Origin of the sequence: Moellerella wisconsensis, assembly GCF_022592395.1 — a bacterium.
Lineage (GTDB): Bacteria > Pseudomonadota > Gammaproteobacteria > Enterobacterales > Enterobacteriaceae > Moellerella > Moellerella wisconsensis.
In genome coordinates this window covers 559541-582828 of record NZ_CP093242.1, presented here as the reverse complement: position 1 = coordinate 582828, position 23288 = coordinate 559541, and the positions used below count along the sequence as shown (strand labels likewise).

The 23288-nt window shown below is 42.6% G+C and carries 20 protein-coding genes and 1 riboswitch; of the genes, 9 read left to right on the top strand and 11 right to left on the bottom strand.

The window, feature by feature from the left end; all coding sequences use genetic code 11:
* Window positions 1–14: 14 nt before the first annotated feature.
* From parE to nudF, 4 genes are all read right to left on the bottom strand, one after another.
* The gene (parE, locus tag MNY66_RS02465) at window positions 15–1910 is read right to left on the bottom strand and encodes a DNA topoisomerase IV subunit B (RefSeq protein WP_241501357.1); all 1896 of its coding nucleotides are present in this window, start codon (window positions 1908–1910) and stop codon (window positions 15–17) included.
* Window positions 1911–2002: 92 nt separating this feature from the next.
* Complete coding sequence (gene yqiA / locus MNY66_RS02460) at window positions 2003–2587, bottom strand: esterase YqiA (RefSeq protein ID WP_053906933.1); 585 nt, start codon at window positions 2585–2587, stop codon at window positions 2003–2005.
* The gene (gene cpdA, locus MNY66_RS02455) at window positions 2587–3426 is read right to left on the bottom strand and encodes a 3',5'-cyclic-AMP phosphodiesterase (protein ID WP_241501356.1); all 840 of its coding nucleotides are present in this window, start codon (window positions 3424–3426) and stop codon (window positions 2587–2589) included. Before cpdA ends, yqiA begins: the two co-directional genes overlap by 1 nt.
* A gap of 102 nt (window positions 3427–3528) precedes the next feature.
* The gene (gene nudF, locus MNY66_RS02450; protein ID WP_047255168.1) at window positions 3529–4161 is read right to left on the bottom strand and encodes an ADP-ribose diphosphatase; all 633 of its coding nucleotides are present in this window, start codon (window positions 4159–4161) and stop codon (window positions 3529–3531) included.
* A gap of 495 nt (window positions 4162–4656) precedes the next feature.
* Here nudF and tolC point away from each other — a divergent pair, with 495 nt between their 5' ends.
* The 4 genes from tolC (at window position 4657) to MNY66_RS02430 (ending at window position 9796) form a co-directional block, all read left to right on the top strand.
* Window positions 4657–6054: an outer membrane channel protein TolC gene (gene tolC / locus MNY66_RS02445; protein ID WP_241501355.1), complete on the top strand. Its 1398-nt coding sequence runs from the start codon at window positions 4657–4659 to the stop codon at window positions 6052–6054.
* A gap of 252 nt (window positions 6055–6306) precedes the next feature.
* Window positions 6307–7188: a 23S rRNA pseudouridine(2604) synthase RluF gene (gene rluF / locus MNY66_RS02440; protein ID WP_241501354.1), complete on the top strand. Its 882-nt coding sequence runs from the start codon at window positions 6307–6309 to the stop codon at window positions 7186–7188.
* Between the two features lie 737 nt (window positions 7189–7925).
* Window positions 7926–8630, top strand: coding sequence for a DUF1190 family protein (locus MNY66_RS02435; RefSeq protein ID WP_053906937.1), 705 nt, complete (start codon window positions 7926–7928; stop codon window positions 8628–8630).
* 5 nt (window positions 8631–8635) lie between these two features.
* Window positions 8636–9796 (top strand): glutathionylspermidine synthase family protein, encoded by a 1161-nt coding sequence (locus MNY66_RS02430; protein WP_047255172.1) that lies wholly within the window; start codon window positions 8636–8638, stop codon window positions 9794–9796.
* Between the two features lie 94 nt (window positions 9797–9890).
* Here the strand turns inward: MNY66_RS02430 and ygiD are convergent, their stop codons facing one another.
* Window positions 9891–10691, bottom strand: a complete 801-nt coding sequence (gene ygiD / locus MNY66_RS02425; RefSeq protein ID WP_231637002.1) for a 4,5-DOPA-extradiol-dioxygenase — start codon at window positions 10689–10691, stop codon at window positions 9891–9893.
* 196 nt (window positions 10692–10887) lie between these two features.
* Window positions 10888–11541: a 3,4-dihydroxy-2-butanone-4-phosphate synthase gene (gene ribB, locus MNY66_RS02420; protein ID WP_047255173.1), complete on the bottom strand. Its 654-nt coding sequence runs from the start codon at window positions 11539–11541 to the stop codon at window positions 10888–10890.
* Window positions 11542–11700: 159 nt separating this feature from the next.
* Window positions 11701–11884, bottom strand: a riboswitch (FMN riboswitch).
* Window positions 11885–12105: 221 nt separating this feature from the next.
* On the opposite strand from ribB, the gene ubiK reads away from it, so the two are divergent.
* Window positions 12106–12393 (top strand): ubiquinone biosynthesis accessory factor UbiK, encoded by a 288-nt coding sequence (ubiK, locus tag MNY66_RS02415; RefSeq protein WP_047255174.1) that lies wholly within the window; start codon window positions 12106–12108, stop codon window positions 12391–12393.
* 107 nt (window positions 12394–12500) lie between these two features.
* On the opposite strand, the gene hldE is transcribed toward ubiK, so the two are convergent.
* The 3 genes from hldE to MNY66_RS02400 form a co-directional block, all read right to left on the bottom strand.
* Window positions 12501–13928 carry a bifunctional D-glycero-beta-D-manno-heptose-7-phosphate kinase/D-glycero-beta-D-manno-heptose 1-phosphate adenylyltransferase HldE gene (gene hldE, locus MNY66_RS02410; RefSeq protein ID WP_053906940.1) on the bottom strand — a complete coding sequence of 476 codons (1428 nt, stop codon included), beginning with the start codon at window positions 13926–13928 and terminating at the stop codon, window positions 12501–12503.
* Between the two features lie 148 nt (window positions 13929–14076).
* Window positions 14077–16953, bottom strand: coding sequence for a bifunctional [glutamate--ammonia ligase]-adenylyl-L-tyrosine phosphorylase/[glutamate--ammonia-ligase] adenylyltransferase (gene glnE, locus MNY66_RS02405; RefSeq protein ID WP_241501353.1), 2877 nt, complete (start codon window positions 16951–16953; stop codon window positions 14077–14079).
* A 34-nt stretch (window positions 16954–16987) separates the two neighbouring features.
* Window positions 16988–17941, bottom strand: coding sequence for a CYTH domain-containing protein (locus MNY66_RS02400; RefSeq protein ID WP_053906942.1), 954 nt, complete (start codon window positions 17939–17941; stop codon window positions 16988–16990).
* A gap of 256 nt (window positions 17942–18197) precedes the next feature.
* On the opposite strand from MNY66_RS02400, the gene MNY66_RS02395 reads away from it, so the two are divergent.
* Together MNY66_RS02395 and MNY66_RS02390 are read left to right on the top strand one after the other, a co-directional pair.
* Entirely contained in the window at window positions 18198–18815 is a 618-nt protein-coding gene (locus tag MNY66_RS02395; RefSeq protein ID WP_047255178.1) for a TIGR04211 family SH3 domain-containing protein, read from the top strand.
* A 7-nt stretch (window positions 18816–18822) separates the two neighbouring features.
* Entirely contained in the window at window positions 18823–20073 is a 1251-nt protein-coding gene (locus tag MNY66_RS02390; protein ID WP_241501352.1) for a multifunctional CCA addition/repair protein, read from the top strand.
* Window positions 20074–20252: 179 nt separating this feature from the next.
* Here MNY66_RS02390 and folB read toward each other — a convergent pair whose 3' ends face one another.
* Window positions 20253–20606 carry a bifunctional dihydroneopterin aldolase/7,8-dihydroneopterin epimerase gene (gene folB, locus MNY66_RS02385; RefSeq protein ID WP_072057323.1) on the bottom strand — a complete coding sequence of 118 codons (354 nt, stop codon included), beginning with the start codon at window positions 20604–20606 and terminating at the stop codon, window positions 20253–20255.
* Window positions 20607–20710: 104 nt separating this feature from the next.
* Between folB and plsY the strand changes: the two genes are divergently transcribed.
* Window positions 20711–21367 (top strand): glycerol-3-phosphate 1-O-acyltransferase PlsY, encoded by a 657-nt coding sequence (plsY, locus tag MNY66_RS02380; protein WP_047255181.1) that lies wholly within the window; start codon window positions 20711–20713, stop codon window positions 21365–21367.
* Between the two features lie 214 nt (window positions 21368–21581).
* Here plsY and tsaD read toward each other — a convergent pair whose 3' ends face one another.
* Complete coding sequence (gene tsaD / locus MNY66_RS02375) at window positions 21582–22622, bottom strand: tRNA (adenosine(37)-N6)-threonylcarbamoyltransferase complex transferase subunit TsaD (RefSeq protein WP_241501855.1); 1041 nt, start codon at window positions 22620–22622, stop codon at window positions 21582–21584.
* 352 nt (window positions 22623–22974) lie between these two features.
* Between tsaD and rpsU the strand changes: the two genes are divergently transcribed.
* Window positions 22975–23190 carry a 30S ribosomal protein S21 gene (gene rpsU / locus MNY66_RS02370; protein ID WP_047255182.1) on the top strand — a complete coding sequence of 72 codons (216 nt, stop codon included), beginning with the start codon at window positions 22975–22977 and terminating at the stop codon, window positions 23188–23190.
* Window positions 23191–23288: the final 98 nt, after the last annotated feature.

Sequence of the window (23288 nt, the reverse complement as noted above, 5' to 3'; positions counted from 1 at the left end):
CTTTTTCCGGTGAATTATAGTTCGATTTCGGCCTTATCGCCTTTTTCCTGCAACCAATTACGACGATCTTCAGAACGTTTTTTCGCCAATAGCATATCCATCATCGCCATGGTGTCTTTATAATTATCATCGTTTATGGTCAATTGTACCAATCGACGAGTATTCGGATCGAGTGTGGTTTCACGCAATTGCAGAGGATTCATTTCCCCTAACCCTTTAAAACGTTGAACGTTCGGTTTGCCTTTTTTACGCTGTAGACGATCAAGAATGGCATTCTTTTCACTTTCGTCTAAGGCATAGTGAGTTTCTTTACCTAAATCAATACGATAAAGAGGTGGCATCGCCATATAAACATGTCCAGCTTTGACTAAAGAAGCAAAGTGACGCACAAACAACGCGCATAATAATGTGGCGATATGTAAGCCATCGGAATCCGCATCGGCGAGAATACAAATTTTACCGTAACGTAATTGGCTCAAATCTTCACTGTCAGGATCCATCCCAATAGCTACAGAAATATCATGAACCTCTTGAGAAGCTAATACTTCATCTGAAGATACTTCCCAAGTATTCAATATCTTACCGCGCAGCGGCATGATAGCTTGATATTCTCGATCACGCGCTTGCTTGGCTGATCCCCCTGCGGAGTCACCTTCAACCAAAAATAATTCGGTCATGCTGAGATCTTGAGAAGAACAATCGGCTAATTTTCCCGGTAGCGCTGGGCCACTAGTTAATTTTTTTCTAACCACTTTTTTTGCTGCACGCATACGGCGCTGAGCACTAGAAATGGCTAATTCGGCTAATTGTTCAGCCGCTTGTACATTCTGGTTGAGCCATAAGCTAAAGGCATCTTTGACCACTCCAGATACCAATGAAGCGCATTGACGTGAAGATAAACGTTCTTTGGTTTGACCGGCAAATTGAGGATCCTGCATTTTGACCGATAAAACATACGCACAGCGATCCCAAATATCTTCGGCTGATAATTTCACACCGCGCGGTAAGATATTACGGAATTCACAGAATTCACGCATCGCATCCAATAATCCCTGACGCAGTCCATTGACATGCGTTCCACCCTGCGGTGTCGGAATTAAGTTAACGTAGCTTTCAGTCAATAAGTCTCCGCCTTCAGGTAACCACAACAGGGCCCATTCAACGGCTTCAGTTTCTGCCTGAAAGTTTCCAGTAAATGCTTGTTCTGGCAGCGTTATAAATCCATCAACTGATTCCATTAAATAATCAGTTAACCCATCGCTATAACACCACGTTTGCTCAGTATTATTAATTTGGTCTTTAAACGTGATTTTAACGCCGGGGCACAACACAGCTTTAGCTTTTAAATTATGCGTCAAGCGAGAAACAGAAAAACGCGGGCTATCAAAATAGCTTTCATCAGGCCAAAAATGCACGCTGGTGCCTGTGTTACGTTTTCCACAACTGCCGATGACATGTAAATCTTCGACTTTATCACCATTTTCAAAGGCAATTTGGTACACCTGACTATCGCGGCGCACGGTGACTTCAGTACGTTTAGATAACGCATTGACGACCGAGATACCGACACCGTGCAGGCCGCCTGAAAATTGGTAATTTTTATTAGAGAATTTTCCGCCGGCATGCAATTGGCACATAATAAGCTCCACCGCTGTAACTTTCATTTCAGGGTGAATATCTACGGGCATACCACGACCGTCATCAATCACTTCAAGTGATTGATCAGCGTATAAGATGACTTGAATATGTTTGGCGTGCCCCGCCAAAGCTTCATCTACACTGTTATCAATTACTTCTTGTGCAAGGTGATTCGGACGGCTGGTATCTGTATACATACCAGGACGGCGGCGAACCGGCTCGAGACCACTAAGGACTTCGATGGCCTCTGCGTTATAACTAGATTGAGTCATGTTGTCATTCTGCGGTAATGAGTGATCGATTGAACTGGTCAATCAGTGAATTACTGTTGATAATAACAGTGTTAATAGGTTTTGGCATTAATTTACTCGAACTCAGCCAAACCTAAAAAGTGAATAATTTGAGGGAAGTAATATTCAAAGCCGACAAAAGCATGATTGCCGCCAGATTCTATCGTCTGTTTGCTTTTCATAAGATAGGTCACTGCTTGTCGATAATCCAGTACTTCATCTCCCGTCTGCTGTAAAAGCCAGATAAGATCAGGCGATGTTAACGTTTCTATATGCAATGCTTTCAAATCATCTATATGATTTGGTTCAAGTATATAGTGTTCGTTGGTATAAGGATTGGTATTTTCGCCTAAATAATTTTGCAGCAAATCAAAAGGGCGAACCGCGGGATTCACCACCACAGCAGGCAGCGAAAAACGTTGGGACAACCAGAGAGCAAAATAGCCGCCTAGCGAAGAACCAACCAGACCAAGCGGCTCTCCCGCATGCTCAGCCACTAAATCCTCAAGCAATTCAGCCGCAGGCGTAGGGTAATTTGGTAATTGAGGGATTAACAAATTAATCTGTGGATAATGTTCATTAACCCAAGTTTTCAGCAAATTAGCCTTCGCTGACTTTGATGAACTATTAAAACCGTGGATGTAAATCAATGTTGCCATTAGTAGCCGTCCGAATCCAAATTCGGGCAAAAATCTCTGGATGAAAGCCGATAAACCTCAGTTTTGACCTGTTTTCGCCCCTGCTCATCAATTAATAATTCTAAATAACGCCAGCCTGGTGCAGCGGTATCTAACATAAAATTAGTACAATGCGGCTTAAATTGTACACTGGTCGAGGGCGTCGCTAATAAACGAATACCGTGCCAATCTTCGTCCATTTCTTGATGAATATGGCCGCAAAGCATGGCTTTAACTTGATGATAGCCTTTAAGATAATCTGCAAGAATATGGGAATTGCGTAAACTGTGTTGGTCTAGCCAAGTACAGCCTGAAGGCAAGGGATGATGGTGCAGCATGATAATAGTACTGCGCTCAGAATTATTATCTAAGCACGCTTTCATCCACTCCAATTGATAGTCTGACAGCTCGCCATGAGGGACATCTTGAATCTGGCTATCCAACATCAAGACTTGCCATTCATTACCAATAACAATTTGTTTTGCTGATGAAATACCGGCGGCTTTCAATGAGTCAAACATTGCAGGTTGATAATCATGATTGCCCGGTAACCACACACAAGGTGCGGGAATACGTGCAATACCTGCGGCAAAACGGTGATACGCGCCGATAGATTGATCTTGAACTAGATCGCCGGTAGCGACAATAAGATCAATCTCAAGTCCTTGCGCTTGAATTGCATCAAGCACCGCATGGTAACTATCATGAGTATTAACGCCCAACAATGTATTTTCAGTATCAGCAAATAAATGTGTATCAGTTATTTGTAATATCCTGACTGCCTTCTCATTTTTTGCAGTCAATCTAAGCAGGCTGTCCAAAAGTATCCCTTTCCCTTAAAAATTTCACGCTATTCTATCGTTAACTGTCAGACGATATCTGCTAAATGGCACACAATTCCTTAGAATAAGGATCTTATATAGCTATTCCAGCCATTTTTTTCTGAGTTTTTGCTGATTTATCTCTAACCATTGCAACGCGATAACAGTTGCTGCGTTATCAATTAATCCTTGTTCAACCCAACTATATGCCTGCTCACGCGTTACCACATGAACCCGAATATCTTCATTTTCACTGGCTAACCCATGGATCCCGTTGGCGGTGGAACTGTCTACTTCACCGGCATACACGTACATTCGTTCTGTTGTTCCGCCCGGGCTAGAAAGATAACTGAGCATTTTCTCACAACGCTTTATGGTTAAGCCAGCTTCTTCTTCCGCTTCTCGGCGCACCACATGCTCAATTTCCTCTCCCGGCTCTATCATGCCTGCGACCGCTTCCAATAACCATGGCGTTTCGCTCGTTTCTATCGCCGGTATTCGGATTTGTTCAATCAACACCACTTGATCACGAATAGGATCGTAAGGCAACACGACGGCAGCATTGCCACGTTCAAAAACTTCGCGCGTTATTTCCTCACTCCAGCCTCCGGCAAATAAGCGATGGCGGAATCGATACTCCATTAAGGCAAAAAAGCCTTTAAATAATTTACGTATCGATATAATTTCAACATCATTGTTACTATATTTAAACGGTGAAGATGTCTTTTTCGTCATATCATTCTCCTACACGCGTTAATAGCATGGCAAAAATAGCCCAAATATTTCAAGGATGCGATATCGAACGAGCATGGCATAAGGCTAACCCGCTTATCGGAGATTTATCGCAAATACGATTTACCCCTGGGCGTACAATTTATAGATTGATTACTATATTAAGGAAAAAATAAGTAAACAACACAGTTTTTAAATAATTCAGCCCATTAATGATGTAATGTTTAATTAATTTGAGACAATATGGCACAAAAGGCCACCGTAATTTATAGGGATATTCTGCTACAATGGCCAAATATTGGCTCAAAATCGCAGGCAACAATAGAGTCTGTTTTTATAACTGTGTCCGGAGCGGCTGATAACATTGACTGATGCGCTATAATGTCAGCTTATTTATCGGCATTTGCCATATTTACTCTAAATCCAATATCCACCGAGTAGATTAATGGTTTTGCAGCACAGGCTCGATATAAATTGCGGCTTAATCAAGGAATCAAAATGAAGAAACTGCTCCCTCTTTTTATCGCAATGAGCTTTGCAGGGCTCAGTACTACTGGCTATGCAGAGGATCTGTTACAGGTCTATCAAAAAGCGAAGGAAAGTAACCCTGAACTAAGAAAATCACAGGCTGAACGTAATCAAGCTTTTGAAAAGATTAATGAAGCCCGCAGCCCGCTGTTACCACAATTAGGTTTGGGAGCGGGTTATACTTATAATAGTGGTTATCGTGATACCAATAATACTGAGAATAATCAGCTCAGCGCTTCATTAAAGCTGACTCAGACTATTTTTGATATGTCTAAATGGCGTCAGCTTACGCTGCAAGAAAAAAGCGCCGGGATCACTGATGTGGCTTATCAAACTAGCCAACAACAACTGATTTTAGATACCGCGACCGCGTACTTTAATGTACTACGTGCTATTGATGCACTCTCTTATATCGAAGCACAAAAAGAAGCTGTCTACCGCCAGTTAGACCAAACGACCCAGCGTTTTAACGTTGGTTTAGTCGCTATTACTGACGTACAGAACGCCCGTGCTAATTATGATAGCGTGCTAGCACAAGAAGTTGCTGGCCGTAATGAGCTTGAAAACTCGTTAGAGAAACTGCGTCAGGTCAGTGGAATTTATTATGCACAATTGGCCACATTAAATATCGAACGCTTTAAAACAACAGCCCCTGAAAATGTTGATGCGATATTAAAAGAAGCCGAGGAACGTAACTTAAGTCTGTTAAGTGCTCGACTGGCACAAGATGTTTCCCGCGAGAATATTCGTTTAGCGGAAACGGGACATATGCCAACCGTTGATTTAAATGCATCGACAGGTGTGAGCAACACCCAATACCACGGTAGCGGTTATGGCACTAATGCATTAAGTCAATCGAACCAGCCGGGTAATAGCTATGCTGGACAAAATAGTGTCGGCTTAACCCTCAGCTTGCCATTATATAGTGGTGGTGGTGTAAGCTCGAAAGTTGAACAAGCACAATTTGGCTTCTTAAGCGCCAGCGAGCAATTAGAAAGTATTTATCGTAGCGTAACCCAATTAGTACGTTCATCTTACAATAATATTGCATCTTCAATCAGTAGTATTCAGGCTTATCAACAAGTTGTAGTCTCAATGCAAAGCTCTTTAGATGCGATGGAAGCCGGTTATCAAGTGGGAACACGTACTATCGTTGACGTATTAAACGCTACGACCTCGTTGTATCAGGCCAAACAAAGTTTATCTAATGCGCGTTATGATTATTTAATTAACCAATTAAATATTGAATTCGCTCGTGGTACTTTGAATGAAGACGATATTGCTAAGTTGAATGCGACTTTAGGTAAAGAACTTTCTACCTCAGCGAGCAGTATCATTAGCCAAACTAAAACGCCGGTCATCAAATAACCTAATTATCTGATATAATAGCGTTTAATTAAAAAACACTCTAAAATCCGAAACAGTGATTGTTTCGGATTTTTTATGTCATTTTCACTGTCTAGTTGGTAAAAACTGATACTGAGCTTCATCTTTTCCAATAAATTATCACTATGAAAATATTAAATATTAATGCTAAAAACACCTTGAATCTAAAAACTACAAATCAATGTTGGTATCCCGGTTCAACGTCTGTATATTTAGCCGTTTACGGAGGAAATCATGCTGACTAATTCATCAACCCGTCTTAACAAATATATCAGTGAAAGTGGCATTTGCTCACGACGTGATGCCGACCGCTATATCGAGCAAGGTCTAGTATTAATTAATGGCAAACGTGCCGCGATTGGCGATCAAGTGGTCGCTGGTGACGAAGTTAAAGTTAATGGGCGGTTGATTGAACCCCGCAATGAAGAAGATTTAGTGCTCATAGCTCTAAATAAACCGGTAGGAATTGTCAGTACCACGGAAAATAGCGAAAAAGATAATATTGTCGATTTTGTCAATCACAGCGCGCGCGTATTTCCTATTGGCCGTTTAGATAAAGATTCTCAAGGCATTATTTTCCTCACAAATCATGGTGATCTGGTCAATAAAATATTACGAGCGGGTAACGATCACGAAAAAGAATATTTAGTGACCGTCAATAAGCCAATCACCGACGAATTTATTCGTGGAATGAGTGCCGGTGTGCCTATTTTGGGCACCATGACCAAAAAATGTAAAGTCAAAAAAGAAGCGCCTTTTGTCTTTCGTATCACGCTAGTGCAAGGATTAAATCGCCAAATTCGCCGTATGGCGGAACATTTTGGCTATGAAGTCACCAAACTTGAACGTGTACGTATTATGAATGTTAGCTTGTCAGGTTTACCTTTGGGCGAATGGCGTGATTTAACCGACGATGAGCTCATCAAACTATTTGATTCGATAGAAAAATCAACCTCTGAAGCTAAACCAGCAAAATCGGCAAAACCAAAGGCCAACACTGGTGGTGCCAAAAAAAGCCCAGCAGGTGTAGCTTCTAAGACAGGCGGTAAAGCTGCGCCAGAAAACAACTCACGTAAAAAGTTCGTACAACCGGGGCGTAAAAAGAAAAAACGTTAATCGGCTAACGCACAATATTATTATGGCTTCCTCCTATGGAGGCCTGTCTGCCTTTAATTAATTTTCTCATCGATTAACTAATTGCTGACGTTGCACGACATATTTTGGTGTTCAATAAGTATCCAAAAAATATATTGGCAGATAAGCCTAACGATGAAACTGTAAAAAACTCCTGTTCCACATAAATTTAGCGTCAATCGCGGCGTTATCCCCACAATAATGATAACTCGAAGGTGAGAGTCAATATGTTTATTCCCATGCCGTTACCAATAATGAATAGATACCCATTGATAGGATGAAATCAGCGCCTCCCAACCTCATACAACACTAATACACGAGCCCAGCATACCAATACCTTATGATCTCATACAAAATATCTACGCATTAATCCATATTATGAGTAAGTGCATTAAATAATTAAAAAAACGTAATTTAACAGCCTAATTAGTTGATTTTAATCATACTCATAACTAGTAACATTTAAAAAATCCCAAGTTAAATCTGAAAATTATAAAAAAAAGCTTTTTTTACGCAGATAACTGAACCTTAGTGCTTTAATTTTCAGCGCATATCACCTATTCTAGGGTAAATTTTTATAACCTCTGTACTTAATCTAATTAATCCAGACTTAAGCGTTGCCAATATGTTGGCTATATTCCGTCATTCTAGCCGTCGGTATACAACTTAAACTATTATTTAGACATCAAACAATTATCTCTATATTCGGGTAAATAACCATGACAATGAAGCGTACCAAGAATATCAATCCAGATGCATTCCGTAAGTCTTGGCGTAATTATCGCCTGGCGCCTGTTGCTATCGCTATTAGTGCGGTATTTATGCTTTCGGCCTGTGAAGAAAGCGATGAAACCGTTTCGCTGTTTACTAATGCAGAAGAGTGTAGCCAAGCAAATCCATCCCAATCAGAACAATGTACGTTAGCTTATAATAACGCGCTGCAAGAAGCGGCGAAAACAGCACCTAAATATGCTAGCCGTGAAGACTGTGTTGCAGAATTCGGTGAGTCTATGTGTACCCAAGCACCTGCTCAATCAGGACTTGCGAGTACAGATACCCCTACCTCTACAGGTACCGGCGGTGAGCAGCAAGCACAAAGCGGTTTTGGCAGTACCTGGATGCCATTGATGATGGGCTATATGATGGGGCGAATGATGGGCGGCGGCGCAGCATCACAACCTTTATTTAGCTCTAAAAATCCATCCAGCCCTGCTAACGGTAAATTTGTTGATGCATCCGGTAAAAGTTATGGTTCTGCCACCGCAGGTGGACGTTCAATGAACGTCCCTAAAACGGCCATGGCACCAAAACCACCAACAACGTCTACCGTGACGCGTGGCGGTTTCGGTCAGACCGTAAATAAACAGTCTACAATGCAGAGAAAAGCGTCAACTAACTCTTCATCTCGTTCCATGGGTGGCTAAGACAGATGAAACGCGTTGCTATTACTGAACGTCCAGACTGGCGTGAAAAAGCCTCTGAATTTGGCTTTAATTTTCATACTATGTATGACGAGCCTTACTGGTCAGAAGATGCTTATTATCAATTTACTCTAGCGCAAATTGAAGAGATAGAAGAAGTCACGGCAGAGCTGCACCAAATGTGTTTACAAGTGGTGGAAAAAGTCGTGAATAGCGAAGAGCTCCTGACTCGATTTCAAATTCCTCGACACACGTGGGATTTTGTCCGCGATTCATGGAAAACTAATCAGCCTTCACTCTATTCTCGTTTAGATTTAGCTTATGATGGCGTGGGCCCAGCTAAGCTGCTTGAAAACAATGCGGATACACCGACATCGCTGTATGAATCTGCCTTTTTCCAGTGGATTTGGTTAGAAGATCAAATTAATGCCGGTAATTTGCCAGAAAATGCCGATCAATTTAACGGCATTCAAGAACAACTGATCGAGCGCTTTACCCAGCTTAAAGATCAATTTGGTTTTCGTTTACTGCATATGACCTGCTGTCGTGATACCGAAGAAGATCGCGGTACAGTTCAATATTTGCAGGATTGCGCCAACGAAGCCGGTATCGCGACAGAATTTCTGTATGTTGATGAAATCGGTTTAGGAGAAAAAGGGGAATTTACTGATACACAAGATCAAGTGATCAGTAACTTGTTCAAGCTTTATCCTTGGGAATTTATGCTACGTGAGATTTTTTCAACCAAACTCGAAGATGCGGGTGTCCGTTGGTTAGAACCAGCATGGAAGAGCATTATCTCCAATAAAGCACTGTTGCCGATGTTGTGGCAAATGTTCCCTGATCATCCTAATCTTCTGCCGGCTTATTTTGCTGATAACAATCCACCACCGCTAGACAGCTATGTGGTTAAACCGTTGTTTTCACGCGAAGGAGCGAATATTCGCATTGTAGACAATGGCAAAGAGATAGCCTCTGCTGATGGTCCTTATGGTGAAGAGGGCATGATTATTCAGCAATTCCATCCTCTGCCAAAATTTGAAGGTAATTATACTTTAGTCGGTAGCTGGTTGGTAAATGATCAAGCCGCAGGGATCTGCATTCGTGAAGATAAAGAACTGATCACTCAGGATCTATCTCGATTCTATCCGCATGTTATTATTGATTAAATAGTATTAATATTATTGTCGCTCTGCTTTCAGAGCGGCAATATTTATCAATTATTTATATATCTCAAAATAAGCATCAAATCTCCCCTTCCATTTAACCACCAATCAGTACTGACATCATACTTAATGAAGCTAATTCAATCCCTTGAATCGGTATTGATATATTTTCACTCTGATCCCAAGTGCCCAAAATATATAATAACGGTAAAAAGTGCTCTGCCGAGGGATTCGATAATTTACCCTCTTGGCGCTCAAGCGCCTGTGTTAAAGGGTGCGGTTGCTGTCGGCTGGCAATATTTGCAGCCACATATTGCTCAAAAGAGACGGCCCAAGGATAAGGGTCAGAACCTTCAGCTTGCCAACGAATTGCCGATAAATTATGGACTACATTACCACTGCCCAAAATTAAGACACCTTCTTTTCTTAATGCTGCCAATTTTTGCCCTAACGAATAATGCCACTGTGCCGGCTTTGCCGCATCAATACTCAGTTGAACCACCGGAATATCGGCATCAGGGTACATTTGAACTAGTATTTCCCAGCTACCATGATCTAATCCCCACTGCTCACTCTCTTGATATACCTCGATTGGTGCTAATAATTCACCAATACGAGCCGCTAGCTCAGGCGAACCGGGTGCTGGATATTGTACGGCGAAAAGCGATTCAGGAAAGCCGGCAAAGTCATGAATAGTGGCAGGTTGTTTCATCGCGGTAACTGCCGTCCCTTCCGTATACCAATGGGCCGAAATCACCAATATGGCTTTAGGGCGCGGTAAGGTCTTCGCGAGCGTCGACCATGCCGCAGTATAGCGATTATGTTCTAGTGCGTTCATTGGTGTACCGTGACCAATAAATAGCGCTGGCAATGGTGCTGACATTGTATAAGTAGACATAAGGCGAAGCTCCACAGCAATAATATGATATTGCTCAGCATACGCTGATTTTAGCGCTAGGACAGGAGGTAATGGATGATAGAGATAGTCAAAATAATTGAAAAAGCCAATATAAGAAGTTGATATTCTTACATTGGCTTAAAATTCAGGCTTAAAATTCAGGCTTAAAATTTATAACATCAAAAACCGCTGCCGATTAACTCGCTTGCTGTTCATGCTGCTGACGATACGCCACTAAATCATCAATAGTAACGACAGGCATATCATGCTGTTTAGCAAAAGCAATAACTTCTGGAGCACGCGCCATCGAACCATCATCATTAGTTAATTCACACAACACACCGGCAGATTTAAACCCGGCTAAAGTGACTAAATCAATAGTCGCTTCAGTGTGACCACGGCGAGTTAATACACCACCATCACGTGCGCGTAATGGGAAAACATGACCCGGTCTATTAATATCAGCAGGTTTGGCATTATCGGTAATTGCCGCACGAATAGTCGTCAATCTATCTGAAGCTGAAACTCCAGTAGTAACACCTTGAGCGGCCTCAATCGTCACCGTAAATGCGGTTTGATAATGGCTGGAGTTATTCTCCACCATCATAGGTAATTCTAATTGTTTACGGCGTTCTTCGGTGATACACAAACACACAATACCGCTGCCATGGCGAATAGTAAGCGCCATTTGTTCTACCGTCATAGTTTCGGCAGCAAAGATCATATCACCTTCATTTTCTCGACTTTCGTCATCTAACACCATAACACCTTTGCCATTACGCAAAGCGTCTAATGCCAGTTCAACACGAGCAATGGGATCGCCATATTCTGAAAGGAGCGTCTGATTCATGGTAAAAACCTCTTGGTTAAATTATTTAGTTACCAGAATCAGGGCAGTCTTAGGAGTGTAAAATTGCAAGCAACGAAACTTTGCGCCATGCAAAACTTCGCCTATAAGGCATGCAGAACATCACCATTTATTGGCTATTATCGCTGTGGACAGTGATGCTGTTATTCTCTCCCATCCGGACTATAACCGTCGGCTCCAGGATTTCACTGGATCTGCTGACCTTTATAATGAGTTGTCTAAACATCACTATAAAGCGCTCGCGGGCTTCACCAGCTCAAATGATAGCAAGATCATTGACTGATGTTACCGCCGGTGGGGACTTACACCCCGCCCTGAGATAAGCGTTTTTAATATAGCGCTAATTATTAGGTATCGCAATAATCAAAAGCAAAACTCACTGTACACTCACACTTTTTGCCTAGCGCCACTTAAAATCATCAGCAAACCTGACTATTCGGCGATGAGGTTCAAATTTAATGATGTTAGAAGCGGTTTTTCCGTGTAATATTTTACCCATTAGCTAATTTATTTTGAACTGACTTGAATAAACAAAAAGGACTCCTAATGCTCGATCCAAAGAAAATTGAACAGGTTGCCCGTCAAATCCAGGGCGCTCTGCCAAAGGGAGTACGCGAACTGGGTGAAGATGTGGATAAAAAAATCCGTGGATTATTACAATCACAGCTCAGTAAGCTCGATTTAGTTAGCCGAGAAGAGTTTGATATTCAGACCCAAGTATTACTGAGAACGCGTGAAAAATTAGCATTGATGGAACAACGAATTAGTGCTTTAGAACGTGAAAATAATCCCCAAGAAAATAGCCAAACTCCGTCATCTACTGACGCAGAATAGGCCATAAAAAAAGCCATCGCAGTGTGAATTTTCAGTCACTGGATGGCTTTTTATTGTCTATTAATCCTTTAATAGAATGAGATTAATAGAAGGCTAATAATCGCTAATTAGCTTTTTTTCATAATTGTTTTAATGATGTTCGACGTTGAAATTCCATCTTCAAAATTTAACACTTTAACGTCTCCACCTGCCGCCCAAACTTCTTTACTGCCAGCAATATCTTCAGCGCGATAATCGCCACCTTTGACTAAAACGTCCGGTAAAATATTAGCAATTAAACGCTGTGGAGTATCCTCTTCAAAAGGCACCACCCAATCTACTGCGCCTAATGCCCCTAATACCGCCATTCTCTGTTCTAATGGGTTAACTGGACGTGTTTCACCTTTTAATCGTTGGGTAGAAGCATCACTGTTTACAGCTACAATTAGGCGATCGCCCAATTTACGTGCGTTGGCTAAATAGCTAACGTGCCCAGCATGTAAAATATCGAAACAACCGTTAGTCATCACAATACGTTCGCCACGCTGGCGTGCATTTTCAACCGCCTGTTTTAATTTTTCTTCGCTCATCACACCAAAGCCTGTTTCAGTGCGACCGCGGATAGCGTTTTCTAATTCGATAGGTGACACCGTTGAAGTCCCTAACTTACCGACTACAACACCAGCAGCGACATTAGCTAAAGCACAAGCTTCATATAACGGCTTGCCCGCGGCTAATGATGCCGCTAATACCCCAATCACGGTATCGCCAGCACCTGTCACGTCATACACTTCTTGTGCTTGGGTAGGTAAATGCAGTGGCTGTTGTCCACGTTGGAGCAGGCTCATGCCTTGCTCCGAGCGAGTAATTAATAATCCAGTCAAGTCTAATGACTCCACCAGCTGCATACCTTTCTCTTCAACCTCTTGATTGTTTTTACAACGCCCAACAATAGCTTCGAATTCCGTCATATTTGGAGTTAATAACGTCGCGCCACGATAGCGTTCAAAATCATTTCCTTTAGGATCAATAAGAACCGGCACTCCTTTACTGTTGGCCAGGGCAATCATTTTCTGTACTTGAGATAATGCTCCTTTGGCATAATCAGATAAGACTAAGGCACCGATATGCGGTAGCGCTTGTTCAATTCGCTCAAGCAGTGGCTGCGCGTCAATATTTTGAAATCCCTCTTCAAAGTCCAAACGGATCAACTGCTGATTACGCGATAAAACTCGAAGTTTAGTTATTGTTGGATGGGTCGGTAATGCCACAAAGTCACAGCGTACGCTGACTTCATTGAGTTTTTCAGCTAAGGCTTTTGCCGCATCATCAATCCCGGTCAAACCTACAAGACGCGAACTCGCGCCAAGAGAAGCAATATTCATAGCAACGTTAGCAGCACCACCGGGACGTTCTTCGACCATATTGACTTTAACCACAGGAACTGGCGCTTCAGGAGAGATCCGATCTGCCGATCCATGCCAATAACGATCTAACATTACATCGCCAACCACCAATACGCCTGCGTGTTTAAACTCAGGGAGCGTCACTTTCATCCCGAACTCCATTTAAAAAGGGAACCTATAGCCAAATATTTCATCTTTATATTGAGCAGACTCATCAAGTTAATCTGCACATAATAAGAAATACGGCGGTTATATTCTGTTAATTGCGCCAAATATTATCATAAAGCAATGATATTGGTTAAATTTGCTTGTCTTCAGCATCTCCATCTGGCGCACCAAACCATTTATTCCAGCTATGTAGCACTTGCTCTCTTAACGCCATGAATAACTGATTATTCACACGGCTCGGTAAGGATTGCAGCGCTAAATGGTGTAATTCATTACGCATGGTGACATAAGCTGCCGTCAAGGTTTCGGCCTCATGCGCGGGCATAAAGCCATATTCTGCCATTAACTCAAAGATTCGCACGTTATCAGACCAACGGGTTAATGCTTCATTTTCAGGAGCATAGCGCAATACTAGATACTGGGCGATAAATTCAATATCGGTTATCCCCCCTGCATCTGCTTTTAAATCAAAATATTCAGCCTGATGGCTGCCTAAATGATGATGCATTTTTAATCGCATATCACGAACCTGTTGGCGTAGCGTGTTTGGGTCACGCGGTAAGCATAATATTTGGTGGCGAATATGCTCAAATCCCTGCTGTAGTTGTTCGTCACCAAACACCATTCTGGCTCGAATCAATGCCTGATGCTCCCAAGTCCATGCATCATTTTTTTGATAATCATCAAATGCTTGGATTGTACTTACCAACATTCCAGCTTCACCGGATGGCCGTAAACGAGCATCAACCTCGTACAAAATTCCTGACGAAGTACGGGTACTAAATAAATGAATAATACGCTGCGCTAGGCGTAAATAAAATTGGCGAGCATCAATCGAGCGCTCACCGTCAGTTATCACACCTTCAGGGCAATCAAACAGAAAAACCACATCAAGATCGGAACTATAGCCTAACTCCCATCCCCCTAATTTTCCGTAGCCTAATACCGCAAACCCTCGGGCTCCAGTGGGATCTTGCGCCACATTAGTCGGGATACCATAGCGTTTAGCCATTTTATCCCACGCTTGGCACACAACAGCATCGATAATCGCTTCAGCCAAATAGGTTAAATGATCGCTCACTTTCATCACGGGTAAAACGCCGGTGATATCTTCTGCTGCAATACGTAACAATTGGGCTTGTTTGAATTGCCTTAATGCCTCGAGTTGTTGTTCTTCATCAGATTCAGGCACACGAAGTAAATATTGACGTAATTCATCACGATACGCGGTTAATGGTAACGGTTGATACAATGACTGAGGATCCAGCAATTCATCTAATAATAGCGGGTGGCGAGCTAATTGCTCGGCAATCATCGGCGAGGCCGCGCATAAACGGATAACATGGATTAGAACGTCGTCGAATTCTAGCATTAACTCTAAATAAGTGGTTCGACTGACGATACTGAGCAATAAAGGAGTGATCCGCTCTAATACCATTCCACCGTCTTCTCTACTCCCCAATTTAGCCAATAATCGCGGCATTAATTGATCGAGAACATCGCGTCCACGCGGCCCGATGGTTCGTTTATTTAAATCGTGGCGAAACATGAAAATAACATGAATGATCTTCTGGGCTTCATCTTCGCTATGATTAACTAAATGTTCAGCCAATTCTTCTTTAGAAATTCCATCCAACCACAAGCTGGTATAAATTTCATGATTATTATCCGCCGCGTCTTCGTCTTCATCCAGCCCAATTAACTCAGTAAAAATATGATGCACCGCGCTCATATGCTGGGTCAGCTGTTGATAAAACGCCGGCCAATCGACAAAATCCATACCCCAAGCTAAGCGGGCTTTATCCAGCTCATCTTCTGGCAATTGTTGAGTCTGTTGATCGCTGATGCTCTGCAATAAATTTTCGCAGCGACGCAGAAAAAAATAAGCCGTTTTTAGATTAGTGATTTGTGCGGATTCAAGCAGTTTAAGGTTATCAATAACCTCGAGTGCCTGTAATAAAGATTGTGACTGAAGGCTCGGCTCTCGTCCGCCGCGAATTAATTGAAAAACTTGCGTTATAAATTCAATCTCACGTATTCCGCCTGCACCCAATTTAATATTATCGACTAATCCTCGGCGTCGAACTTCACGCTCGATCATGATCTTCATATTACGCAGTGATTGGATCACACTGAAATCAATATAGCGACGATACACAAACGGACGTAATAGTTTACGCAATACATCGGTATAATCTCGACTATCTGGCCCCATGATCCGCGCTTTCACCATCGCGTAACGCTCCCAATCACGGCCTTGCTCTTGATAATAATCTTCCAGTGCTGCGAAGCTAAACACCAGTGGACCACTATCACCGAATGGACGTAAGCGCATATCGACCCGATAAACAAACCCATCAATAGTGATTTGATCAAGCACTCGAATCATTTTTTGCCCTAAACGGGTAAAAAACTGGGCATTATCCAGCTCACGGCGCCCACCACGCGTTACGCCGTTTTCTGGATAGACAAAAATAAGATCGATATCAGAAGAAAAATTAAGCTCTCCGCCACCCAATTTTCCCATACCTAAAACTAATAGCGGTTGAGCGTTCCCTTGAGGATCACAAGGTTGCCCCCACGCTTTACAGCAATCGAGATACAGCCAATCTCTGGCTGCCACAATCAGCACTTCTGAAAGTTCGCTCAGCTGCTTTAAACTAGTTTGTGTCGGACATTGATGAAACGTCTGCATCCACGCAATACGGATCAGTATTTGCTGACGAAAATGACGTAAAACGTGCATTAATTGATTTTCGTCGCTCACACCCTGCATTTTCTCTCGCAGCCAGCTATCATAATATTGCCATTCATCAGCCTTCGGTGGAGAGGCACGTAATGACGCTAAAAAAATAGGATGAGCAAGCACTTGGTTACAGGCAAATTCACTGAAACTGAAAAATTGCTGTTCCATTTCACTCAGAGGCAATAAGCGCGCTGCCTGCTCAGAGAATTGCTGATTTACTTGCTCATTTTGTTGCTGTAATAAAGCAGAAAAAGGATACATATCAATGTCCCACAGTATGTCCCACAGTTATTTGCTAAGGTAGCGTTAATGCAATCAGCCACTGAGTAAATGCCAATTTACAACGGAGCCAACAAGCGCTATAACACGCTTCAACGGCACTGTTTTGTTCATCAGAAACGGTCTGTTGTAATTTATCGAGTGGAATATCTTGAATAAATTGCGGTGCTGAATAACGATAATGCACTAAGAAGGCCTGCACGAAATGTAAAAATGACACCAATTCAGCGCGGGCTTGCGGGTGCTCATCAAGCCAATAGTCCTCATGTTGCTGCCAAACTGACAATAATGCTCTTAACGCCTGTTCTATCGGTTGTTGTTCATAATCAAAACTGGATAACGGAGCCACCGTTTCAGCCTTTTGTGCCGCAGTAAGAGCATAACCGCGCGCGGCTTTACTTTTAGCCGCTAAACGTAACCCATCAAAATCAGCAAGTTTTTTAGTTAAATTAAGTACATCGGCAATCGTTCCGCGTTTTAATTCAAATTCAAATTCCTGAATTGGTACGCTCTTTTCGCCTGCATGCACTTCTCCCAGATCAAGCACTACCTCAACTTCACTATCATCCTGATTAACTAGCCATTTTTCACGATTAAAATTAGTACTAAATAAAATTTCAAGTTGCGACTGTAACTGAGTTATATCAGTCCCTTCAGGCCAAATATGTGCCGGGAAGGCAGTAAGGTCGACCTCGGGATTTTCAAGCTCAATATTGTATTCCGGCCGTTGATATAAGCCCCCAATATCTTGCCCTGCGGTTTTTATCGTCATTTCATAATGACCTTCACAGCTACGGATACGTAATCCCATGTCCCACCGACGTAACTGCTTATCTGCGGTATCAAAATAGATATTCATCAACTTTTGAGCATCAGTATGCTGATGCGGTAAAGTGGCCAAATATTGGCGAACAGTCTCTATTGCGGGCGTTTGCACCGCCAATTTCAATTCAATTTCAACCTGACTCATACATATCCTTGCTTATATCGACTGTTTCCATATTACTCTGAATTAATGTTCCTGAGAAAAAGAATTAAATTCAAATCAAAAATGCTACCCGAACTATTTTTAATAGCAATTTATGCCGAAAAAACAGTATTTAAACACTCTTTTTAGACAGTTAGGATAGTTCTCATTCTGGTTTAGTATTTGCACACGCAAACTTAACTCTTTAATATTGAAATTAAAGTCATTAATTCACCCTTAACAGACACAGTAAACTAACATGCGAAAACTCCCTTTATTTGTATTATCACTGGTAGGTATCGGCCTATCGATGACCTCTCAGGCTGCTGAGAAACGTTATATCTCTGATGAACTATCGACCTACGTCCATACCGGTCCTGGCAATCAATACCGTATCGTCGGCACACTAAATTCTGGTGATGAAGTTGAATTAGTTGCAACGGATAAAGACTTTGCTCAAGTAAAAGATAGCCGTGGCCGCACGGTTTGGCTGCCCTCAGATCAGTTAAGCAGCCAACCAAGCTTAAAAACGCGAATTCCAGCACTAGAAGCCGAAAATCAACAATTACGGACTAAATTGCAAAATATTGATGATACATGGAATGCACGTACCGCAGAAATGCAAAATAAAGTGGCTGATAGCGACAATATTGTTGCCCAGTTGAAAGCTGAAAATACTAAGTTAAATAATGAATTAATTAAAGCCGGTAAAAAGTTAGAAATTGCTGAAGTTAACCTTGATGACCGTCGCCGCGAACTGATCCTACAATGGTTTATGTACGGAGGAGGTGTTGCTGGGGTCGGTTTAATTTTAGGGCTCATTTTGCCACATATTATTCCTCGTCGTAAAAAACGTAATGACCGTTGGATGAGCTAAAATAGCCATGAAAGTTTACTTAGTCGGTGGTGCAGTACGCGATCAATTGCTTAATTTAGCCATTGCTGATCGCGATTGGGTGATTGTCGGCGCAGATCCTCAAACCTTACTAAAACAAGGTTATCAACAAGTTGGCAAAGACTTTCCAGTATTTTTACACCCTAAAACGCAAGAAGAATATGCATTAGCTCGTACAGAGCGCAAAATCGGTTCCGGCTATACCGGCTTTGATTGTTATGCCGCGCCTGACGTGACGATTGAACAAGATTTGCAACGGCGCGATCTCACCGTTAATGCCATTGCACAAGCGGAGGATGGCTCGCTGGTTGACCCATATCATGGCGTGGATGATCTTAATCAGCGGATTTTGCGCCACGTTTCAGATGCCTTCACGGAAGATCCGCTCAGAGTATTGCGAGTTGCACGGTTTGCTGCGCGTTATCATTGGCTCGGGTTTACTGTCGCTCCTGAAACCCTGCAACTGATGCAGCAAATCGCTGAATCAGGCGAACTCACCGAGTTAACCGCTGAGCGCGTATGGACAGAAACAGAGAAAGCACTCAACAGCCGCTCACCGCAAGTCTATTTTGATATCTTACGCCAGTGCGGCGCATTGGCCGTCTTATTTCCTGAAATTGACCGTTTGTTTGGGGTTCCTGCCCCGGCAAAATGGCACCCAGAAATCGATACTGGGATCCATACGCTGATGGTATTGACCCAAATATCTTCGCTAACAAAAGAGGTTGATTGTCGTTTTGCAGCCTTATGTCACGATCTCGGCAAAGGTTTAACGCCATCAGAACTGTGGCCGCATCACCCTAATCATGGAGAAGCAGGGGTTCCATTAATCGAAGCAATTTGCCAGCGCTTTCGGATCCCGAATCATATTCGCGACCTTGCACGTTTAGCCGCGCGATATCATGATCAAATTCATGTTATTGCGCGTTTATCCGCCGCTGAATTGGTCTCATTATTTGACGGATTAGACGGTTGGCGTAAACCAGAGCGTATAATCCAACTCGCGCTGATTAGTGAGGCGGATGCTCGAGGACGTCAAGGATTAGAGCAACAAGCTTATCCTCAAGGCGATTTTTTTCGCCAGGCATTTGAAATTGCGAGCCAAGTAAGTGTTAAACCGATTGTCGAACAAGGATTTAAAGGGCCTGATATCCGTCAAAAATTAACCGAACAGCGGGAGCAAGCGCTAGCTATTTGGCGCCAACAACAAACTCTGATGTCTCTCCCTGAATCATTATAACGGCTAGGCTATAACTGTTTTGATCTAGCTGCTTTAATCTAACTATGCTGAGATAAATTATGCATTTCAAGCACGATATACAAGCTTATATTAAAGTTAGTAACAGCCAGTTCAATAGCGATAAAGGATGTTTAGTGGCAAATACTCGGCGCCACTAAACACCTTTTATAAACTTAATACTATTTGCTACCACGTTCGATAATTACGCCAACTTGTGCCGCCTGAGCCACTGCGCCCGGTTTCGCCACTTTGATTCTGACCCATGGACAGTGAAACTGCGTTAATAATAACTGGGCAACTTCCTCTGCTACTCGCTCAACCAACGCGAAACGCTGTTGGCTCACATGCTGAATAATTGCGCGGCTAACCGTTGAATAATCAAGACAATATTCAACATCATCGCTCGAAGATGCGCGTTTGTTATCCCACCCCATTTCGATATCGAACACTAATTTTTGTTCAATTGTTTGCTCCCAATCATATACACCGATAGTTGTTATGATTGATAATTGCTCAATAAATACGATATCCATCACGTCCTTCTCTTGATTTACTGCATATTTGATACCACTTCAGATAAATTTTGCGTATTATCGCAGTATGAAGTGAAAATGATCTCAACCATTTGGAGTTAGCTATGAGTGCAATCGCGCTTGGCATGATTATCTTTGCTTATTTATGCGGTTCAATATCCAGTGCGATATTAATCTGCCGCTTAGCAAAGCTACCTGATCCTCGTCAACATGGCTCAGGTAATCCTGGGGCAACCAATGTAATGCGTACCGGTGGAAAATCCGCTGCTATAGCTGTACTCATTTGTGACGTTTTAAAGGGCATGCTTCCCGTCTGGTTGGCTTACTATCTCAATGTTCAGCCATTTTATCTTGGCTTTGTTGCAATTGCAGCTTGTCTTGGCCACATTTACCCAGTTTTTTTCCATTTTAAAGGGGGAAAAGGAGTCGCGACAGCATTTGGGGCTATTGCGGCTATCGGCTGGGATTTATCGGGTTTAATCGCCGGCACATGGCTATTGACGGTGCTGCTCAGCGGCTATTCTTCACTTGGCGCTATTGTCAGTGCGTTGTTAGCCCCGTTTTATGTTTGGTGGTTTAAACCTGAATTTACCTTTCCCGTAGCAATGCTATCGTGTTTAGTCTTATTCCGTCACCATGATAATATCCAACGCTTATGGCGTGGGCAAGAAAGCCGGATTTGGCAAAAGCTTAAAAATAAACAACAAAAAACAGCCAAAGAAATTGCTCAAGATACCCGCGAACAGGAACAAGATGACTAAGTGTTATTCGCCTGATTTATCTAGCATAAATTAGGCACAAAAAAGGCTGAAATTTTATTCAGCCTTTTTTGTGCTTCAAATACGAGTCAATACTATCCTAATTGTTAATAACTATGTTTAGCCGCAATTATTAACCGTCGTTTTAAACCACAATTATAGGCAACAATAGCTAATACTGTGATTAATAACGGCGTCTAAAGAGCCTTAAGCTAACTTAAGATGTCTTCGATGGCGAAGGCGTTTTCAGCGGCGGTAAGTCAGCCAATGGCCAACGTGCTTTTACACTCACTTCTAATCCCCCCGTCATTCCACCCTGTAAACGGATCATTCCAGCAAGAGCGATCATCGCACCATTATCGGTACAAAATTCAGGACGCGCATAAAAAACTTCGCCGCCTAATTTGCTCATCACGGCTTCCATTTTGGCACGCAATGTACGGTTCGCACTAACACCACCAGCCATTACTAATCGTTTAAATCCAGTCTGCTCTAATGCACGTTTGCATTTTATCGCTAAAGTATCAACCACGGCATCTTCAAATGCACGAGCAATATCAGCACGCGTCTGAGGCTCATCATCGTTGGCGCGGATAGTATTAGCGGCAAATGTTTTCAAACCAGAAAAACTAAAATCAAGCCCCGGGCGATCAGTCATTGGACGAGGAAAGACAAAACGCCCTTCAGTCCCTTGCTGGGCCATTTTCGATAATACCGGACCACCAGGATAATCAAGACCGAGCAGCTTAGCGGTTTTATCAAAGGCCTCACCCGCAGCATCATCAATTGATTCGCCTAATAGCTGATACTCGCCAATGCCAGTGACACTAATTAACTGTGTATGCCCACCAGAAACCAGTAAAGCGACAAAGGGAAATTCAGGGCGTTTTTCTTCTAACATTGGCGCCAGAAGATGGCCTTCCATATGATGAGCAGGTACCGCGGGTACGCCCCAAGCATACGCCAACGCACGCCCTATAGTTGCGCCTACCATTAATGCCCCAACTAATCCGGGCCCGGCAGTATAAGCAACCGCATCAATATCTTTCCCGGCTAAACCCGCTTGTTCTAATGCCGCCTGAATCAATGGCACGGTTTTACGAATATGATCCCGTGATGCGAGTTCAGGGACGACACCACCGTAATCGGCATGCAGTTTTATCTGGCTATAAAGTTGATTAGCTAACAGGCCGGTTTTGTCATCATAGATTGCGATCCCGGTTTCATCGCAGGATGTTTCGATACCTAAAACTCGCATTGCACCACTCATTACACTGCCCTTGTTCATATAGTGCGCCAAGTTTATCATTATTTCGCGGGTGAGGTGTAATTTATGCCGGATAAAGGCTGACTTTTTATCCATCATAGTTTACAATCTGCACCCTATATCAATTTTCTGTGCGGCTAAATTCATTATTACATCAGTTCTGTCGTTTGTTTTTGCAGAAAATATTGCAATTACCGAGACAAAACAGGTAATCTTGTGTGTTTCAATTTTATACGGCACTTTACAAAGCCGTACTCATTGAAGTAAAATTCCGCACCATTTAAAATGACGGCTGGCTGAGCAGCGCCAGCGAAAAACCGATTTCTATTGAGGTGAGAGGCACATGCCGGTAATTAAAGTACGTGAAAACGAGCCATTCGACGTTGCATTACGTCGTTTCAAACGTTCCTGCGAAAAAGCAGGTATCTTAGCTGAAGTTCGTCGTCGCGAATGTTATGAAAAGCCAACGACTGAACGTAAACGCGCTAAAGCATCTGCTGTTAAGCGTCACGCTAAGAAACTGGCTCGCGAAAACGCACGTCGTACTCGTCTGTATTAATTGAGTGCGGTTACGACCGCAATCAACACAGATAGCAGTAGCAGTTAAAGGCCGTGCTTTCCGTAGGAAAGCGCGGCTTGTTATCGTTCAACTTATCG

What these genes read in the sequence shown, in the direction of transcription:
- folB (WP_072057323.1), bottom strand. Translation starts at nt 20,606, where the DNA reads ATGGATATCGTATTTATTGAGCAATTATCAATCATAACAACTATCGGT.
- MNY66_RS02430 (WP_047255172.1), top strand. Translation starts at nt 8,636, where the DNA reads ATGAAACGCGTTGCTATTACTGAACGTCCAGACTGGCGTGAAAAAGCC.
- ubiK (WP_047255174.1), top strand. Translation starts at nt 12,106, where the DNA reads ATGCTCGATCCAAAGAAAATTGAACAGGTTGCCCGTCAAATCCAGGGC.
- MNY66_RS02390 (WP_241501352.1), top strand. Translation starts at nt 18,823, where the DNA reads ATGAAAGTTTACTTAGTCGGTGGTGCAGTACGCGATCAATTGCTTAAT.
- nudF (WP_047255168.1), bottom strand. Translation starts at nt 4,161, where the DNA reads ATGACGAAAAAGACATCTTCACCGTTTAAATATAGTAACAATGATGTT.
- tolC (WP_241501355.1), top strand. Translation starts at nt 4,657, where the DNA reads ATGAAGAAACTGCTCCCTCTTTTTATCGCAATGAGCTTTGCAGGGCTC.
- rluF (WP_241501354.1), top strand. Translation starts at nt 6,307, where the DNA reads ATGCTGACTAATTCATCAACCCGTCTTAACAAATATATCAGTGAAAGT.
- plsY (WP_047255181.1), top strand. Translation starts at nt 20,711, where the DNA reads ATGAGTGCAATCGCGCTTGGCATGATTATCTTTGCTTATTTATGCGGT.
- MNY66_RS02435 (WP_053906937.1), top strand. Translation starts at nt 7,926, where the DNA reads ATGACAATGAAGCGTACCAAGAATATCAATCCAGATGCATTCCGTAAG.
- glnE (WP_241501353.1), bottom strand. Translation starts at nt 16,953, where the DNA reads ATGTATCCTTTTTCTGCTTTATTACAGCAACAAAATGAGCAAGTAAAT.
- tsaD (WP_241501855.1), bottom strand. Translation starts at nt 22,622, where the DNA reads ATGCGAGTTTTAGGTATCGAAACATCCTGCGATGAAACCGGGATCGCA.
- hldE (WP_053906940.1), bottom strand. Translation starts at nt 13,928, where the DNA reads ATGAAAGTGACGCTCCCTGAGTTTAAACACGCAGGCGTATTGGTGGTT.
- MNY66_RS02400 (WP_053906942.1), bottom strand. Translation starts at nt 17,941, where the DNA reads ATGAGTCAGGTTGAAATTGAATTGAAATTGGCGGTGCAAACGCCCGCA.
- yqiA (WP_053906933.1), bottom strand. Translation starts at nt 2,587, where the DNA reads ATGGCAACATTGATTTACATCCACGGTTTTAATAGTTCATCAAAGTCA.
- parE (WP_241501357.1), bottom strand. Translation starts at nt 1,910, where the DNA reads ATGACTCAATCTAGTTATAACGCAGAGGCCATCGAAGTCCTTAGTGGT.
- rpsU (WP_047255182.1), top strand. Translation starts at nt 22,975, where the DNA reads ATGCCGGTAATTAAAGTACGTGAAAACGAGCCATTCGACGTTGCATTA.
- ribB (WP_047255173.1), bottom strand. Translation starts at nt 11,541, where the DNA reads ATGAATCAGACGCTCCTTTCAGAATATGGCGATCCCATTGCTCGTGTT.
- MNY66_RS02395 (WP_047255178.1), top strand. Translation starts at nt 18,198, where the DNA reads ATGCGAAAACTCCCTTTATTTGTATTATCACTGGTAGGTATCGGCCTA.
- ygiD (WP_231637002.1), bottom strand. Translation starts at nt 10,691, where the DNA reads ATGTCTACTTATACAATGTCAGCACCATTGCCAGCGCTATTTATTGGT.